We start from the raw sequence: 16,783 nt of genomic DNA on the forward strand, positions 1-16,783 counted from the left end.
ATTTTGTTAACAGTCTCATAGACCATTATTATCACGCATTTATAAAAATTTAAGTTGTGAACCCTAAAATTAATGTTACTAAAGAAATTTTTGATGTTAAACTAAATGATTATATTAATTATTTTTAGATTTAGGGATAAATTATGATGAACTGTGATTTAAGTACTAATTATACATATTATATATTAGAGGGGCTTAGAGCACAAATTGCTCCAATACATTTAGGTATAAAAATCCTGAAAGAGGCGTATGAACATGAGTCTCTAGAGGATAATGGGTTTGCAAGAATTATGCATTCTTATTTAACGCTTTGTGAACGCATGACTAGAAAATATGAAAAACCCGAATTTAATATTCTTGAAACAATTATTGATGATAAAACCTATAACATTAATGAAAAAGTTATACTAAAAAAGTCTTTTTGTGAACTAAGGCATTTTCAGAAAATAGGTTTTAAAAAAGAATTACCTAAATTATTAATAGTAGCACCCATGGCGGGGCATCACGCTACTTTACTTAGATCAACCGTACAAGAATTATTACCGTATACCGATATTTATATTACAGATTGGACGGAAGCAAGTTTCGTGCCGCTTGAAGCAGGGCATTTTGATATGGATGATTATATTGATTATGTAATGGAGTTTATCAATTTTATAGGACCTAATGTTCACACTATGGCAGTTTGCCAACCTACTGTTCCACTGCTTGCCGCCATTAGCTTAATGTCGGAGAGTAATAGCCCGAATGTGCCGAGTTCGATGATTTTGATGGGTGGACCTATTGATGCTAGAAAAAATCCCACTGCAGTTAATGAATTTGCTCAAAGTAAAAGTTTAGAATGGTTCTGCAAAATGGTTACAATGCAGGTGCCGCCAAACTATCCAGGTCATGGAAGAAAAGTATATCCCGGCTTTCTCCAACTTGCCGGCTTTATGAGTTTAAACTTATTCCGTCATATAGATTCACATTTAGAATTATGGCAAAGTTTATTAAATTCTGATTATAAAAAAGCCGATCATACTATTAAATTTTATGATGAGTATTTAGCAGGTATGGATATGCCGGCAGAGTTTTACTTACAAACTATAGATGAAGTATTCCAACAATTTTCATTAGCAAGAGGTAAATTAGTTTCTGAGAAGCGTCCGATTGATTTAAAACATATTACTAAATGTGCTTTACTTGGTATTGAAGGGGAATTAGATGATATTGCAGCGGTAGGGCAAACAAAAGCTGCTTTAAAACTTTGTTCAAATATACCTGAATCAATGAAAAGATACCATTTACAAAAAGGGGCAGGGCATTACGGGGTATTTAGCGGAAGTAAATTTAAACAGTTTATAGTACCTATTATCAAAGATTTTATCTATGAATTTGATAAAACTAATTTCAAGCAATCTAAACTTAAGGCAGTATAAAAATAGTTATTTTTTTGGATTGCCACGCTCCTTGCAGTCGCAGCCTTGTTGCATAGAACAGTATTTTCCTCTGTCATCCCGTGATTTATTCTATAGTACCGGACAGTTTTTGAAAAGACCTCGATGTCATCCCCGCTTTCGCGGGAATGACATCGAGTGGGTTTTGCGAGCCATACAACAACGTCGCAGTCGCTCGTAATGACGGGGTGGTATCCATGCAATAATGCCTTGCTGGAACGATATAGCAGCCATGTAACAAGACCATAATTAAAAGAGAATTGTGGTAATCTAGTATTCAACTCTTATTAGTTTTTTGAATTTCTTGTTGTTGCTGTTGTTTGTATTCTTCCGCTTTTTCTTCTATGTAATTAAAAAAGAAATAAGTAAAAGTTAAAAAACCGGTCAAAATAATACCAAATGTTATTAATATTGCTTTAAGTTGCTTTCGCGAATCTTCTGTTTTTAATCTTTTCTCTTCTTCATCTATCTCTTCATCATTTTTGAATTCAGATATTATTATTTGTTCTTCTGTAGTATTTTCCATGTTGTAACTCAACTAAAATGAACTTCTTTATTACTAAGTTGTTCCTATAACTTACAGATTTTTGAAGTTTATAAGATTAGCTATATTTATAGTAAAAGAAGTTGAATTATGTTCAATAGACCTCTTCGGAAATTCTACTTCTAGGGGTAATTTGTACGTCGAGCCGGTACTCGCATCCTCACATACGCTTTTATACGTTGCGGTGGCAAGTGCTTCCGTGTCTTCTTCAAATTCCTTCCTAAACCCTCGTTTCCGAAGAACTCTAATTTATCCATTATCTTTTAATTTTTTAAAAACATACCTCATACCGTAAATGGGTTAGCTATTTGCCGGTATTCGCTATATTCTTTAAAAAATAAAATATTTCCTATAAATTGGATATAATTCAACCTCTATTACTATAATGATAAGGTTTAAGCCTCGTAAAAATAGGATATATAAGCAATAATACTATGTCAATAGTCTTGAATATTAGTAGTAAATTATGTAGTAATATGTGTTCAACCATGGTTATACATATTATTATAATTTGGGTCTCCTATATAATTCTGAATAAAATTATTAACAGTAGACTCAAAGCTTGTATATTTTGTAGGATATGAATAAACAAGCTGTGTACATTCTGTATTTCCGAGTTTACTTCCAATCAATATTAATAACATAGAGTTATATTCATCTTGGGGATTACGATTAATTATTTCGTAAGTTTTAGCAAGAATATAACAAGCTTCGTTATTTCCTTTTATAATTTCTAATTTTATTTCTTCAGAAGACAAAATATTATTTAGAAAGGCTTTTTCATATATTTTATAATTCGGTGATGAATCAGATTTTCCGTTAAAAAGAGCAGTAAATAGGATTTTAGCTTTCTCTAGATCATTCATTTTAATTTTGCTCTATTTTCATTACTAATTCTTTGATTTCATTCATTTTTGATTTATCGGCGACCAAAAGACCGTTCATAGTATCGATAATTATGACATTGTCAAGACCAACTACAGTAGTTAATTTATTATTAGAACTAATGAAAGAGTTTGTAGTATTGCTTGTTACTACGTTCCCCTCACAATAATTATCATTTATATTTTGATGTTTTACCTGTAATAAGGAATGCCAAGTACCAAGATCGTTCCAAACAAAATCAGCTTTTATCATGACCATTCCCGAAATATATTCCATTATAGCATTGTCTATAGAAATTGCTTCGATTTCATTATAAGCCTCATCGTCTATTGCCAAACTTTTCTCATTTTTTATAGCAGTATTAAGTGCTTTTTCTACAATACAAAATAAATCAGGTTGAAGGTTCATTGCTAAGTTTAAGAAGAAGTTAATATCGTATACAAAAATTCCTGAATTCCAAAAATATTCATTACTTTGAAAATGTTTTTTTGCTTGCTCTAATATAGGTTTTTCAATGAAATGATCAACTAGATAAACATTTTCTGCAATTGATAATCCTGTGTTTATATAGCCATACTCGGCACTTATAAAATTTATAGGAATGCCTATAGTGCAAATACCGAATTCATTAACATAATGTAAAGCTTTATTTATAGTATTAAGATAATTTAGATTATCCGCTATATGATGGTCCGAAGGTAATAACACTACGATATCAAACCCTTGTGCTTTAGCCGATAATGCTGTAATAATGGCACAAACGACAGTATTTTTTTGTAAAGGCTCGGTAATTAATTCTATTTCTACATCTATTTCTGCTGCTTGTTCTTTAGTGATTGATTCATATTTTTTGGAAGTAATAATAGTAGGTTGTCCTAGAAATTTATTTCGGTTTAATGTTTGCTGAAGTAAAGTTAGATCACTCAATATTTTTTTAAATTGTTTCGGTTTATCCTTAGATGATAAGGGCCATAGTCTTTTACCGCTACCCCCCGCTATAATCACCGGCTTTATTCTCATATATTTTACAACTATTAATTGAATAAACAATAGAGAGCTTTATAAATAGTTTTAAAAAATATGTCAAGTAAATTCACTATATTGACAGGTCCTACAATAAAAAGTACTTCTGCCTGAATGTTTTGTCTTAATAATAGTGCTAGAGCAGTTTAAACAATTTTGTCTTTCTCTGCCGTAAACCGTAAGTTGCTGGGTAAAATAACCGGGTTTGTTATCACCGTTTACAAAATCTTTAAGGGTGGTGCCACCGGCAGTTATAGCTTTAGCTAATACTTCTCTAATCGATTTAATTAAACTTTCTATTTCATCATCCCTTAAATTGCTACCTAATTTATCCGGATGAATTCTAGCTAAATAAAGACTTTCTGAAGCGTAAATATTGCCGACTCCGACTATAATTCTATTATCCATAATTAAATTTTTTATCGGTATTTTTCTAGTAATTAATTTGCTTTTTAAATATTCCAGTGTCAATGAATCAGAAAGCGGCTCTACCCCTAAATTATTAAATAACTCTTTTTCTAGGAAGTTAGTTTTAAAATTATAAATCATTCCAAAGCGTCTAGTATCGTTAAAAATTAACTTTTCACCGTTACTTAAATCAAAAATTACATGATCGTGTTTTTTAGTTTCATAGTTAGAAGGTTGCAGAGTAAATCTACCGCTCATACCTAGATGAACTATTAAAGAATAATCATTATTAAAATCTATAATTAAATATTTTGCACGACGCCTAACATCCAGTATATTAGTATTTGAGATTTCGGAAGCTAAAAGCGGAGATAGTTTATAACGTAAATTATCTCTTTTTAACTCTACATTTTCTATAATAAGCTCAATTAGCTTATCTTTCAGAGAGTTTTTAAGAGTTTCTACTTCAGGAAGTTCCGGCATTTGATACTAATATTTATAATAAAAAACTATGAACCAAACAAATTTTGGCTTTAAAAAAGTAGACTACACTAAAAAACAAGGGTTAGTAAATAGCGTTTTTTCTAATGTCGCTGATAAGTATGATTTAATGAATGACTTAATGAGCTTTGGATTACATCGCTTATGGAAAGATGAATTTAGTAGGCAAATTCCAAATCTTAACTCTCATATATTAGACGTCGCTAGCGGTAGCGGTGATATCGCTTTAAAGCTTGCTAAAAAAGCAAGAGATAGAGGCAATAATATTGCTTTAACTTTAAGCGATATAAATGAAGAGATGCTAAAGAATGCTAAGAAAAAAGCAATTGATCTTAATTTATTTCAGAACCTTAAATTTACTGTAGCAAGTGCAGAAGAATTGCCTTTTTCAGATAATAGTTTTGATTATTATACTATAGCATTTGGTATTAGAAACGTACCTGACATTAATAAAGCTTTAAAAGAAGCTTATAGAGTTCTAAAACCGATGGGTAAGTTTATATGCCTTGAGTTTTCAAAGGTAAAAGAAAGTTATTTTAAAGATTTTTATAAATTTTATTCATTTAGTATTATACCTACCATCGGTCAGGCAATCACCGGTAATAAAGAGGCATATGAATATTTGGTCGAAAGTATCGAGTTATTCCCCTCACAAGACGAGTTTAGAATAATGCTTAAAGAAGCAGGATTTGAAGAAGTTAGTTATAAAAATTTGAGCGGCGGAATAGTTGCTATTCACAGTGCGTATAAGATATGATAAGTAATTTTTTTAATTTAATACGTATTTTTCGTATCATCAGTAAAAAACGAATTCTAATTGATTCAAGAAGCCCTAAATATTTCAGGTTTATCGGTTATATATTAGCTTTATTTTCTGCTCCGTTATCATTATTTAAAAAACCGCATGAAGATTACGGCAAACGCCTAATAGATTGTTTAAGTGAACTTGGACCTATTTATATAAAATTCGGACAAACTCTTTCGACAAGACCCGATTTAGTAGGAGCAGAGATAGCAGGTTATTTAAGGTTATTGCAGGATAAGCTACCTCCGTTTGATGGCGGGGTGGCGAGGAAGTTGATAGCGTCATTGCGAGGAGACATTTATGTCGACGAAGCAATCTCAGCAAGTAAGCAAAAGATTGCCACGCATTCTACGAATGCTCACAATGACGCCCTCCCTTTCCTACATTTCGACGATCGTCCCGTCGCAGCCGCATCAATCTCCCAAGTACATAAGGCACAACTCGCAACCGGTGAATATGTTGCGGTGAAAATTCTGCGTCCTGGTATTCATAAAAAATATAACAGAGATATTAAGCTGCTATATTTTCTTGCAAAAATTATCTCAAAATTTTCTAAAGCAAAGAGGCTAAAACCGATTAAAGTAGTTGATAAATTTCATGAAACTATGAGATTTGAGCTTGATTTAAGGCTAGAAGCGGCAGCTTCTTCTGAGCTTATGGATAATATGCGAAATGATATTAATGTGATAAACCCTAAAATATATTGGGATTTAACGTCGGAAAATATACTAACTACCGAGTGGTTAGAAGGAACTTCTATATATGATACTTCGCTGCTAAAAGAAATGGGATTAGAGCCTGCAAAAATAGCTCAGAATTTCGCCGTAATGTTTTTCAATCAAGCCTATAGAGACGGGTTTTTTCATGCTGATTTACATGCAGGCAATATTTTAGTGAATAAGCAAGGTAAGATAATTTTACTTGATTTCGGTATTATGGGTAGGCTTAAAGAAAAAGATCGCTTAGCCGTTGCCGAAAGTCTATTTGGTTTTTTAAACCGTGATTATAAATTAGTTGCTAAAGTACATTTAAGAGCCGGCTACATCCCATCAAATACCGATTTAGATTTATTCGCTCAAAGTTGTAGAGCAGTTACCGAGCCTATATTAGGGACACCAACAAAAAATATTTCTATAGGTAAGCTGCTTGCACATTTATTTAAAATCACTGAAGATTTCGGCATGGAAGTACAACCGGAATTATTGTTATTGCAAAAGACTTTAATAATGGTTGAAGGGATAGGCAGACAGCTAGACGGTAATGTTAATATGTGGCAACTCGCCGAACCTTGGATTAAAAAATGGGCAGTGAAAAACTTAAGTTCTGAAGCGAAGTTGCTACGACTGGTAAAGCATTACCTAGATAGCCTAGAGGATATTGTTTGACATATAAAAAATTATTAATATTATAGCCTTATATATTAAGAAATTTTTTATTATGAAACTAAAAGATTTATTTATTAAACATGCTATTAAAACTCCTTTTTTGGTTGATTGTAAAGACGATAAAATTGTATTTCCTTCAGATAAAGAGCAAGAATATAAAAATAGACTAAAAGAAAAAATAGGCGAGGAAGAGTTTGAAGGATTAACGGCTTCAGATAGAATAGTTCAATGTCCTGAAAACTTAGAAAATATCGCTTATAGCAGCAACATTTCTTAATGATATACAACGTGAATATTATATAATCCATATAGATATCGATAATAATATTAAATCGATTTTGCATTACTCGCAAATATATTGTATCGGTGATATAGGGGGGATGCCGGCTGAAGTTTTAAAACGCGGATATAAGTTTGGTACTATACCGCCAGAATCTTTGCCGAAAATCACGGAATTATGGCCTAACCCTTATTACTACGACTGGATTCAGGGAAATAAAGAGCATAACAACCCGGATATAGATCCTCAGGTAATGGAGAATATTGTTTCATTATGTGGAGAGGTTAGTATGGATTTACCGGTAAATAGTGATACAAAAGGGGTGCCGGCTGAAGTTTTAAAATATGAGTATAATGTCAGTACTATCGAGCAAAAACCTTTATCGAAAATAATGGAATTATGTCCTGACCCTGATTACTACTACCACCGGATTCAGAAAAATGAAAAGTATAATAACCCCGATATAGATTTTCAGGTAACGAAGAATATTATTTCATTGTGTGGAGAGGTTAGTATTGATTTACCAGTAAATGAAGAATTACAGTAAAAAACCATTGCAAGATAACCATGACTTTAAAAATTAACAAAAATTAAAAAGTAAAATTTTATAAGCCTTTAAATAATTATAGTAAGATAATATTATATTAAAGGTATTTAAATGTCTAAAAGCCAAGAGCAGGAATCCATTGATAATATAAGGCAACAGCTTGATGAAGTATATAAAAACCTTTCTTGGGTTGAAGCTGGATGGGTAGCTATTGGGTCTGAAACAGGTAACAAAAAATATGATGAGTTAAATAAACAATATCTAGATCTTAATAAAGATAATTTAGGTATAATACAAAGTGTTATCCAAGCAGTCGGGGATGTCCCTAGTGCATTGCAATTTACCTGGGAGGCTTCTCAAGTTTTACCTGATCTTGCACTGGAGCTTAATAACCTCAGAAAAGCGAGAAGTGCTACCACTAATGTAGACGCCGGTTGCAAGATAATAGCAGATGCAGAATCGCTTATAAAAAAATGTGCTGCTGTTTTACATTCTGAAACTATATCTAATAGCTCAAAAGAAACTATTTTACAATCTAAAGTTATCCCATATCTTCTCACGCCTATTTTAAATAAGAGGCTTAACAAGATAACAAAAAACTTTCAAACTTCCGAAACAGAAAAAATAAATATATTAGACAAAATAAGTCCTAAATTTGTCAGAGAATTATCTACTCTAGGAGTAGATTTAATATCTAAAGCACTAGAAAGCGATTTAAACCCAAAACTACAAGAAATATATAAGAATATTAAACAAAAAAACGAGTCATCTCAAGGTGTTATATTAAAAAATATACATGACATTATTACTTCAGACAAAGTAAAGCCCCTTCTTAATCACGATTTAGTACAATTTTTAAAAAATCCTGATAATCAAAAGGAGTTAGTTCAGATTACGGAAAATATAATAAATAATAAAGCACAGAAAATCGCTAAACCTGAATTAATTGCAAATACAGTAGCACTACTTGCAAATTCTAGCGAAAAATTAATTGAAAGTACTCCTTCAGCTATAAAAGCTTATAGTCAGCTTAAAGAAAATCAACGTTGGACTAAAATTAACCTAAATATGGAAGGGTTAGATACTGAAACTAAAAAAGAGTTATTAAAAGGAAAAAAACCTCAAATAGTAGAGTTAGTTAAAAATGCCAAAAAAATTATTGATAATTTAGCTCCTGTTTTAGAAAAAGAATTACCACAATATTTAGATAGTAATAAACAGGATATATTAGATGTTTTAAAACATCCTAAAGTAATAGAAAGAATAGAATCAAAAGGAGAAGATCCTGAGTTTATACATAAAGCACTAGATGCCTCTATGCCTTTTGTAAAAGATGTTCTGCCGTCAATTACTAAACTTTCTAGCCTTGCTCTTTCCGATAGCGATAAAGTTGCCGATATAATACAAAAAGCCCAGTTAATTAAGTCACTTCCAAAGGAAGAGAAATCAAAAGAGGTAAAGGAATTGATTAGTACTTTGATAGAAATTAAAAATAATAATCCTGAAATAAGCAAAATAATTGAAAAAGACCTTCCTGAACTGTTAACAAAACATGCAAGTAGTTTAGGACCTGTTGTAGATGAGTTTTTAAACAAAACACCTAAGGGTCAAAAATTAAAATTAGATGGTGAAAAATTAGTAAAGATAGCCGGTAAGCATGCACCTGAATTAATTAAAATTGCCGATAAATTTAGCAAACATGAATACGGTAAAATTATAGTGCCGGCGTTAAAATTATTATCAGACCCGAAAGTTCTAGGAGTAGTAGCAGAAACTATAGTTAATTTAGGAAAAAGTAAATTTAGTAAAGATAAAGAAGCGGTAGGATCACATACAAGTAAGGTATTAGAAGAAAGACAAAGAGAGATAGGAAAAGACGGTAGGGGAACCTAAATACTGTGTACTTTTAATAGAATAATCATTAATCAAAAGTTTACAAGACCCAGAAAAATCTTGCTATTATTTGATTAAAATTATATTGTAAATTCAAAGTGTCATTATGAAATTACAAGGATGATAGAAAGAGATTATTATTTAACACATATCAAAGATTCTTTTGAAATATTTCCTATTTGTGCCATTCTCGGTCCAAGGCAATGCGGTAAAACTACCTTAGCTCATGCTTATATTAAACAGCTTAAAGAAGATGAAAAGAGTTACTTTTTTGACCTTGAGGATCCGGCTCACTTAGATCAATTTAAGAATCTTAAGACAACTCTTGAGCCTTTAAACGGTTTAATAGTAATTGATGAAATTCAAAGACAACCTGAAATTTTTCCTTATTTAAGGGTTCTTGCTGACTATTCAAACAAAAAATTTTTAATATTAGGTAGTGCTTCTGGAGAATTATTGCGACAATCTTCAGAATCATTAGCCGGCCGTATTGAATATACGGAGCTTACTCCGTTCAATTTAATAGAGATAAATGATTTTAGGGAGTTATGGTTAAGAGGCGGTTTTCCTAAATCATATTTAGCAAAAAATTATGTTCAAAGTCTTAGATGGCGTAATAGCTACATCACTAGTTTTATCGAGCGTGATTTGCCTAGTTTAGGAATATCTCTTAATGCACATGTAATGAGACAGTTATGGTTGATGCTTGCCCATAACCATGGGCAATTATTAAATTATAGCGAGCTTGGAAGGTCGCTCGGTTTAACGGATATGACTATCAAACGTTATACTGAAATATTAGAGCAAACTTTTATGATTCGGTTATTAAAACCTTGGTATGAAAATATCTCAAAACATCAAGTGAAAGCACCGAAAGTCTATATACGAGATAGTGGAATACTACATGCATTATTAGGGATTCACGAACATGATTGGTATGTTCACCCAAAACGCGGTCTTTCATTTGAAGGGTTTGTAATAGAAGAGTTAATACGTAAATTTAAAACGGATGCAGAGTATTTTTTTTGGCGAACGCAAACAGGAGCAGAATTAGATTTATTAATTATTAAGAACGGTAAGAAATACGGCTTTGAAGTAAAAAATGCTGATGCTCCTAGTATTACTAAATCAATGTATACCGTTCTTGCTGATTTGCAGTTAGAACATTTATATATTGTTACCGCCGGTAATAATACATATAAAAAAACAGAAAAAATAAGTGTAGTCGGAATAGAGAACTTATCTAATTTACAGCTTGGTTAAAGTATATAATTTACCATATTTCATTACCTTTAGTCTTATCATCACTTAATAATTCATGATGACAATTAGAGTCAGTAATATTATCTAGTAATATATCTAATTCAGATTTTTCTGTGCTTAAACTGTTATTAGTGAATGTTAAACTACACATAAGGATTTTTAGTTTTTACGTAAGTAAATCTAATAGGAATGCCTGGCATGTCAAAAGCCTCACGCATATTATTTACTAAATACCTGGTATAGCTATCGGTAATTTTTTCCGGATTATTGGAGAATAATTTGAAAGTAGGGGGGCGGGTTTTTGTTTGAGTCATATATTTTACACGCACTCTTTTACCGCCTTTTTGTAGAGGTAGTGGATGTGCTTCCGTAGTAAAATTAAGCCATTCATTTAATTTGCTAGTAGTTATTTTCTTATTCCAAATTTTATAGATTTTAAGACACGCATCTAAAACCTGCTCTATATTTTGTTTATTTATTGCTGAAATAAATAGAACGGGTACGCCCTTAACCTGAGGCAGATGAGTATTTATCTGATAATAAAATTCTTCCTGAAATGCTTCTTTTTCGGATTCTTTAACTAAATCCCATTTATTCACTACTATAACTATACTTCTCCCCTCATTTACCACATGGCTTGCAATATTTAAATCTTGCTGTTTTAAAGGGGCTAAAGCATCAATCATTAAGATTACAGTATTAGCAAATTTAATAGAGTTAATAGCATCTGAAGCCGATAATTTTTCTAAAGACTCTGTAATAGTAGATTTTTTGCGGAGTCCTGCCGTATCGATTAATTTAATGTGATTATTTTTATATTGCCAATCAATTTCAATTGATTCACGAGTAATACCAGCTTCAGGACCGGTTAATAATCTTTCATCATTAATAAGAGCGTTTATAAAAGTAGATTTTCCGGCGTTAGGTCTGCCACTAACTACTATCTGCAAACAATCTCTTTTAATTGGATCGGCTATATTTGTCTCGATTGATTCTTCTTCAGGTAACTTGGCAATAATTTCGTCATATAAATCAATTAAGCCTGTGCCATGCTCGGCAGAGATAGCCACCATACTATCAAACCCTAATTTGTAGTATTCTTTATCAAAATCAAAAGCTTTCTCGCATTTATTAACTATCAATATAGCAGGCTTATTATATTTTCTAACAAAGCTACCAAGTAGCTTATCATCGGGCAATATTCCGCTTCTACCGTCAACCATAAAACAAATTAAATCTGCCTCTAAAATTGCTTTAGTAGTCTGTTCTATTAACCTTTCTCCCATACTATCAGGATTCTCTTCAAGTCCTGGGGTATCAATTAACAAAAATTCAAAAGAGCCGATTTTGCCTTCTGTATATTTTCTATCCCTAGTGACGCCCGGCAAATCGTGAACGATAGCTTTTTTACGTATGCTTAATCTATTGAAAAGGGTTGATTTGCCTACATTCGGACGACCAACTAAAGTAATGATTTTCTTAGTCATTATTAATATATTATTATGGTTAAGAGAACTAATAATGCTCCGATAAAACCTACTATATTTGCTATTATAATAGGTGTATTTTTTATTAATATGCCGTATATAAGCCAACTACAAAGAGCAATAGCACTTATAGTAAAGGCAGGCATAGAAACGGAAGCCGAAGATTTGCAGGTGAAAATCTTATGAGCCTGTACATAAAACATAAAATTGCCGATTGTACCGACAATCGTCATATATTTTTCGTAAAATTTCATGAATTTTGGAGACATATGTTTATTCCTTATTTTTTCGTCATTGCGAGGAGAAACTGTAAGTTTCGACGAAGCAATCTCAGGATATTTCATGAGATTGCCGTGCAGCCTACGGCTGCGTAGCTCATGACGGGCGCTGATATCCACACAGGCAATAACATTCACTGACTATCTCTTAAAACTCGCAATTACCGGTATATGATCTGAAGGTTTTTCTTGAGTCCTTAAATTATAATCCATATAGCAATTTTCTAAATAGTCAATAGTATTATTACAACCAAGAATCATATCAATTCGCATACCTTTATTTTGTTCAAAACATCCGGCTCTATAATCCCACCATGAAAATTCTTGTTTACTCGGATGCCTCAATCTATATAAATCCTCAAAGCCGGAATTTAGAATAGTACGTAGTTTTTTTTGTTCAATTTCAGTAAAACAAGTAGTTTCAGCAAGAGCTTTAGGTGAATATACGTCTATATCGAACGGTGCAATATTGAAATCACCGCCTATGATAGTTTTTTCATCAAAAGATTTTTTAGTTGATAGATAATTGATAAAATTATCATAAAATGCTAGCTTTGCTACAAATTTATCGCTACCGACAAATGAACCGTTAGGAGCATAGAGCGAGATTATATTACAAAACCCTATAGGTAATGATAATTTTATTTCTAAGAATCTTGCTTGATCACTGCAGTAATTATTCGGAAAATCCTTAATTATTTCATCTGCAGGAAATTTTGAAATTATAGCAACACCGTTATATGATTTTTGCCCGTGAACATAAAAATTATAAGGTAAATCTGATAATTCATCAAAAGGAAATTTTTCGGTTTCGCATTTTATTTCTTGCAATAATAAAATATCCGGATTTTCTTTAGATAAAAAATTACGCAATAAATTAAGTCTTGTTTTTATGGAATTAATATTCCAAGTAGCTATCTTCATGTTTGTTTTTCTATGTCTTCTAATTTTTCATTACGGAATCGCCACTCAAGAAAACCAAAATGATAGACTAAGAGACTAGTAATAAATGCTCCGGAAATTACTATAATCATTGAATATTTTATTGTATGATAATTTGGATTACTACCATACATATCTAATAATACGCTAAAAGCTATACCCCATAATACAGTGATTTCAATACTAACTCCTCTTGGTACCCTCTTAATTGAATTTTCTTTCATAATAAAATCTCGTAATATTGCACCGCAATTAGCCGTAATGAAAGCAAAAAACGGTCCCCAAAAACTTAGAGGCTCAATTTTGTGAATAATAACCATTGCAACTCCTATAATTATAAAAGTTGCTTGTCCGAATGAATCGCAAATTGCTACTATATTATTTAATGATTGTTCTAAATAATTATCTTCAGCAATCTGTTTATTATAATAGCTGAATAATTTAATAATTGTAAAACCGAGTAAAACTACTACAAATATGTAATAGAAATAAGAAGGAGTAAAATAGAAGTTTAAATGTCCGGTATCATGGTTTACTATTAAATCTAACATTATACAGCTACTAACAGATGGTAATACCGCAAATAAAAATGTACCGAATAAAGTACTATTTTTTCTGCTACTCAAAATAATTCCCGAAAAAGCAAAAGCAAGGCAACCAAGTAAACCTATAACATGGCACCAACGAGAATCTATAGATTTAGGCAATAGAATATGGTATATGTATGTCTTAATAATTTTTTTATACTCGTTACTTGCAAGAAAATCATCTATCGCAAAATTAAATTGTTCAACTATGTTTAAAGATACGGTTTTTTTGCTAAACATTAAATGTAGGGGAGTTTTAATATTTAAGGGAACTTCTAATATATTCCTGTCCATTGTTCTTCCTAAAATATTAACGGCACCAACAATTCGATCACTAATGAAACCATCAATTTCTTTCTTGATTAGTCCATTTATCAATTCCATATTATTTTGATATATTCTAATTATATCTTGATTTTTCTCATTATATAAAAAATCCGTAAATTTAGGGTCTCCGTATACAGTACCTTTCACTATTCCTAACTGGAGATTAAATAGACGTATTTGTGCTGTTAGTTCATTAACGTTTTAGAAATTTAACTTTTTGGCAAGTGGTTCAATAATAAATAATGATAATTCTTCAAGACGATAAGGCTTTGAAAAATAAGCATAGTTACTTCTCTCAGTAGTATAAGTAACTCCTGCTGTCATGTCGGCATTTCCGCTTTGAATATCTAATTGATCCTGATACCAGCTATCTTGATTATACTCAATATTGATACCTATTTTTGCAGCAATAGCGTTAATTAATTCTATATCCATACCGGAAACGGTAGTATGACCGTTTGAAGTAGCAATTAAGTATTGGTAAGGTTCATTTATATACCAGGCATTTATCAAAGTTTTTTTATCGGCTGTCCCTTCGCATTCTAAAGTTGCTTGTTGTTCGTTTGCACCTATGCTCAAAGCATAAAAATTTTTAGAAATGAGAAGTATAAAAATAAAAAGCTTTAAAATTTTCATGGTTTGTATTTTTTAAAATTAACGTGTCATCCCGCGGCAATACTTTATCGTCATTGCGAGGAGCGAAGCGACGCAGCAATCTCATGAGATAATACTAATTCCTGAGATTGCCACGCTCCTTTTAGTCGCTCGCAATGACGGTATTACGAACTACTTTAATTTCGCCGTCAGAAAATTTAATATTAAAAATTTTTTCATTTGCAGCAGTAATTTTAGAAGATAAAAAATTACCCGTTTCTCCTTTAACTATAGCAAAACCTCGTTTTAATACGTTATTATAATCAAGGCTTGCAAGTAACGTACTATTTAATTCTAATTTATACTCAAAATTTTTCAAAGTATTATTTGCCGATTTTGATAGATAAGCTGTTTGATGTGTTAATTCTAATGTTTTGTAATTGAGTATTTTAGCAGGGTTAACTCTTTCTTTAGAAAAAGATTTAATCTTTGTTTCTTGTAGTTCAATAAAGCACGGTAAAGCATCTAGCAAATTAAAACCGGTTTCGTCCAGTAATTGCTGCTTATTATTCATATAGTGAGAGAGATATCTGTGTATTTTATCGTAATTTATTATATTTTGTTCGTGATATTTAATTAACCTGCTAGTATTATTCAATAATATTTTTTCATAAGATTGTAGAGTATTATTTAAAATAGATCGTACCGGTACAGCAAATTCTGCGGCAGCAGTCGGTGTTGGAGCTCTTTTATCGGCTGCTAAATCTATTAAAGTATAATCTACTTCATGACCTACTGCGGAAATAATAGGAATTTTTGAGTTATAAGCGGCACGTACTAATATCTCATCATTAAATGACCAAAGATCTTCTATAGAACCGCCGCCTCTAGCAACAATTATAACACTTGGTTTATTTATCTCTTCTAAATTGTTAAATCCTTCAATTGCTTCAGCAATTTCATTGCCGGAATTTTCGCCTTGTACGCTAACCGGCCATATTATTATCCGAGTCGGAAAACGTTCGCGAATGCGATGAATAATATCTTTAATAACAGCACCGGTTATTGAAGTGATAACGCCTATTTTATCAGGTAAAAAAGGTATAGGAATACGTATTTTATTAAATAGTCCCTCTTTTTCTAAACGAGCTTTGCGTTCATTTAGAATTTGCAACATAGCACCAAGTCCTGCAGGTTGCAAATTATCTACCGATAATTGATAGCGTGAATTACCTGCATAACTTGAAAGTTTGCCGCTAATCACCACTTCCATACCGTCATTTAAAGGAAATTTGATTTTAGCAAGAATAGGACGCCAGCAAGTACAAGCTAAAATAGCGGTATTTTCTTTTAAGTTAAAATAAGCATGACCTGAGCTTGCTATTTTTAAACCTGAAATTTCTCCTTTTACCTTAATATAGCCAAAATTATTTTCTAATAATTCTTTAATTTTATTAGAAATCTCACTAACTGAAAACTCTTTGGTTGCTTGATTTGCAATGAAATTGTCTAGCATTTTATTCTTGGTTTTTTTGAGCTGAGAGTAGTGCATTATTCGTCATTGCGAGGAGAAGCTATAAGTTTCGACGAAGCAA

General features: G+C 31.7%; 17 protein-coding genes and 2 pseudogenes. 7 read left to right on the plus strand and 12 right to left on the minus strand.

The window, feature by feature from the left end; genetic code table 11:
• The first annotated feature begins 143 nt into the window (after nt 1-143).
• A complete protein-coding gene (locus RF_RS01290) occupies nt 144-1,421 on the plus strand; it encodes a polyhydroxyalkanoate depolymerase (protein ID WP_011270590.1) in 1,278 nt (425 codons plus the stop codon).
• Between the two features lie 295 nt (nt 1,422-1,716).
• On the opposite strand, the gene RF_RS01295 is transcribed toward RF_RS01290, so the two are convergent.
• From RF_RS01295 to mutM, 5 genes and pseudogenes are all read right to left on the minus strand, one after another.
• Complete coding sequence (locus RF_RS01295) at nt 1,717-1,965, minus strand: RP671a family tick cell line-upregulated protein (RefSeq protein WP_039594817.1); 249 nt, start codon at nt 1,963-1,965, stop codon at nt 1,717-1,719.
• A 500-nt stretch (nt 1,966-2,465) separates the two neighbouring features.
• On the minus strand, nt 2,466-2,849 hold the full coding sequence (locus RF_RS11165) for a hypothetical protein (RefSeq protein WP_011270592.1): 384 nt from the start codon (nt 2,847-2,849) through the stop codon (nt 2,466-2,468).
• Nucleotide 2,850: 1 nt separating this feature from the next.
• Nucleotides 2,851-3,048 carry a hypothetical protein gene (locus tag RF_RS11890; RefSeq protein ID WP_410525679.1) on the minus strand — a complete coding sequence of 66 codons (198 nt, stop codon included), beginning with the start codon at nt 3,046-3,048 and terminating at the stop codon, nt 2,851-2,853.
• A 15-nt stretch (nt 3,049-3,063) separates the two neighbouring features.
• A pseudogene (locus RF_RS08535) lies at nt 3,064-3,882 on the minus strand (mannose-1-phosphate guanylyltransferase); the annotation flags it as partial.
• A gap of 69 nt (nt 3,883-3,951) precedes the next feature.
• A complete protein-coding gene (gene mutM, locus RF_RS01315; protein WP_011270594.1) occupies nt 3,952-4,782 on the minus strand; it encodes a bifunctional DNA-formamidopyrimidine glycosylase/DNA-(apurinic or apyrimidinic site) lyase in 831 nt (276 codons plus the stop codon).
• A gap of 28 nt (nt 4,783-4,810) precedes the next feature.
• Here mutM and ubiE point away from each other — a divergent pair, with 28 nt between their 5' ends.
• The 6 genes and pseudogenes from ubiE (at nt 4,811) to RF_RS01350 (ending at nt 10,973) form a co-directional block, all read left to right on the plus strand.
• Nucleotides 4,811-5,557 (plus strand): bifunctional demethylmenaquinone methyltransferase/2-methoxy-6-polyprenyl-1,4-benzoquinol methylase UbiE, encoded by a 747-nt coding sequence (gene ubiE, locus RF_RS01320; protein ID WP_011270595.1) that lies wholly within the window; start codon nt 4,811-4,813, stop codon nt 5,555-5,557.
• Complete coding sequence (ubiB, locus tag RF_RS01325) at nt 5,554-6,990, plus strand: 2-polyprenylphenol 6-hydroxylase (RefSeq protein WP_011270596.1); 1,437 nt, start codon at nt 5,554-5,556, stop codon at nt 6,988-6,990. The genes ubiE and ubiB overlap by 4 nt, the downstream gene beginning before the upstream one ends.
• 52 nt (nt 6,991-7,042) lie before the next feature.
• Nucleotides 7,043-7,267 (plus strand): hypothetical protein, encoded by a 225-nt coding sequence (locus RF_RS01330; protein ID WP_045820726.1) that lies wholly within the window; start codon nt 7,043-7,045, stop codon nt 7,265-7,267.
• Nucleotides 7,268-7,370: 103 nt separating this feature from the next.
• Nucleotides 7,371-7,577: pseudogene (locus tag RF_RS09670) on the plus strand (hypothetical protein); the annotation flags it as partial.
• A gap of 351 nt (nt 7,578-7,928) precedes the next feature.
• On the plus strand, nt 7,929-9,710 hold the full coding sequence (locus RF_RS01345) for a hypothetical protein (RefSeq protein ID WP_011270598.1): 1,782 nt from the start codon (nt 7,929-7,931) through the stop codon (nt 9,708-9,710).
• Nucleotides 9,711-9,830: 120 nt separating this feature from the next.
• Complete coding sequence (locus tag RF_RS01350; protein ID WP_011270599.1) at nt 9,831-10,973, plus strand: ATP-binding protein; 1,143 nt, start codon at nt 9,831-9,833, stop codon at nt 10,971-10,973.
• A 10-nt stretch (nt 10,974-10,983) separates the two neighbouring features.
• On the opposite strand, the gene RF_RS10430 is transcribed toward RF_RS01350, so the two are convergent.
• The 7 genes from RF_RS10430 to xseA form a co-directional block, all read right to left on the minus strand.
• Entirely contained in the window at nt 10,984-11,124 is a 141-nt protein-coding gene (locus tag RF_RS10430) for a hypothetical protein (RefSeq protein ID WP_175265431.1), read from the minus strand.
• On the minus strand, nt 11,117-12,460 hold the full coding sequence (gene der, locus RF_RS01355; RefSeq protein ID WP_011270600.1) for a ribosome biogenesis GTPase Der: 1,344 nt from the start codon (nt 12,458-12,460) through the stop codon (nt 11,117-11,119). Before der ends, RF_RS10430 begins: the two co-directional genes overlap by 8 nt.
• 2 nt (nt 12,461-12,462) lie before the next feature.
• Nucleotides 12,463-12,729: a SemiSWEET family sugar transporter gene (locus RF_RS01360; protein WP_039594854.1), complete on the minus strand. Its 267-nt coding sequence runs from the start codon at nt 12,727-12,729 to the stop codon at nt 12,463-12,465.
• A gap of 150 nt (nt 12,730-12,879) precedes the next feature.
• Nucleotides 12,880-13,662, minus strand: a complete 783-nt coding sequence (xth, locus tag RF_RS01365; protein WP_011270602.1) for an exodeoxyribonuclease III — start codon at nt 13,660-13,662, stop codon at nt 12,880-12,882.
• Nucleotides 13,659-14,741, minus strand: coding sequence for a hypothetical protein (locus tag RF_RS09675; RefSeq protein ID WP_011270603.1), 1,083 nt, complete (start codon nt 14,739-14,741; stop codon nt 13,659-13,661). Before RF_RS09675 ends, xth begins: the two co-directional genes overlap by 4 nt.
• A 54-nt stretch (nt 14,742-14,795) precedes the next feature.
• Nucleotides 14,796-15,230, minus strand: a complete 435-nt coding sequence (locus tag RF_RS11170; protein ID WP_011270604.1) for a substrate-binding periplasmic protein — start codon at nt 15,228-15,230, stop codon at nt 14,796-14,798.
• 121 nt (nt 15,231-15,351) lie between these two features.
• The gene (gene xseA, locus RF_RS01375) at nt 15,352-16,704 is read right to left on the minus strand and encodes an exodeoxyribonuclease VII large subunit (RefSeq protein ID WP_039594855.1); all 1,353 of its coding nucleotides are present in this window, start codon (nt 16,702-16,704) and stop codon (nt 15,352-15,354) included.
• Between the last annotated feature and the right edge of the window lie 79 nt (nt 16,705-16,783).

Source organism: Rickettsia felis URRWXCal2, assembly GCA_000012145.1.
Lineage (GTDB): Bacteria > Pseudomonadota > Alphaproteobacteria > Rickettsiales > Rickettsiaceae > Rickettsia > Rickettsia felis.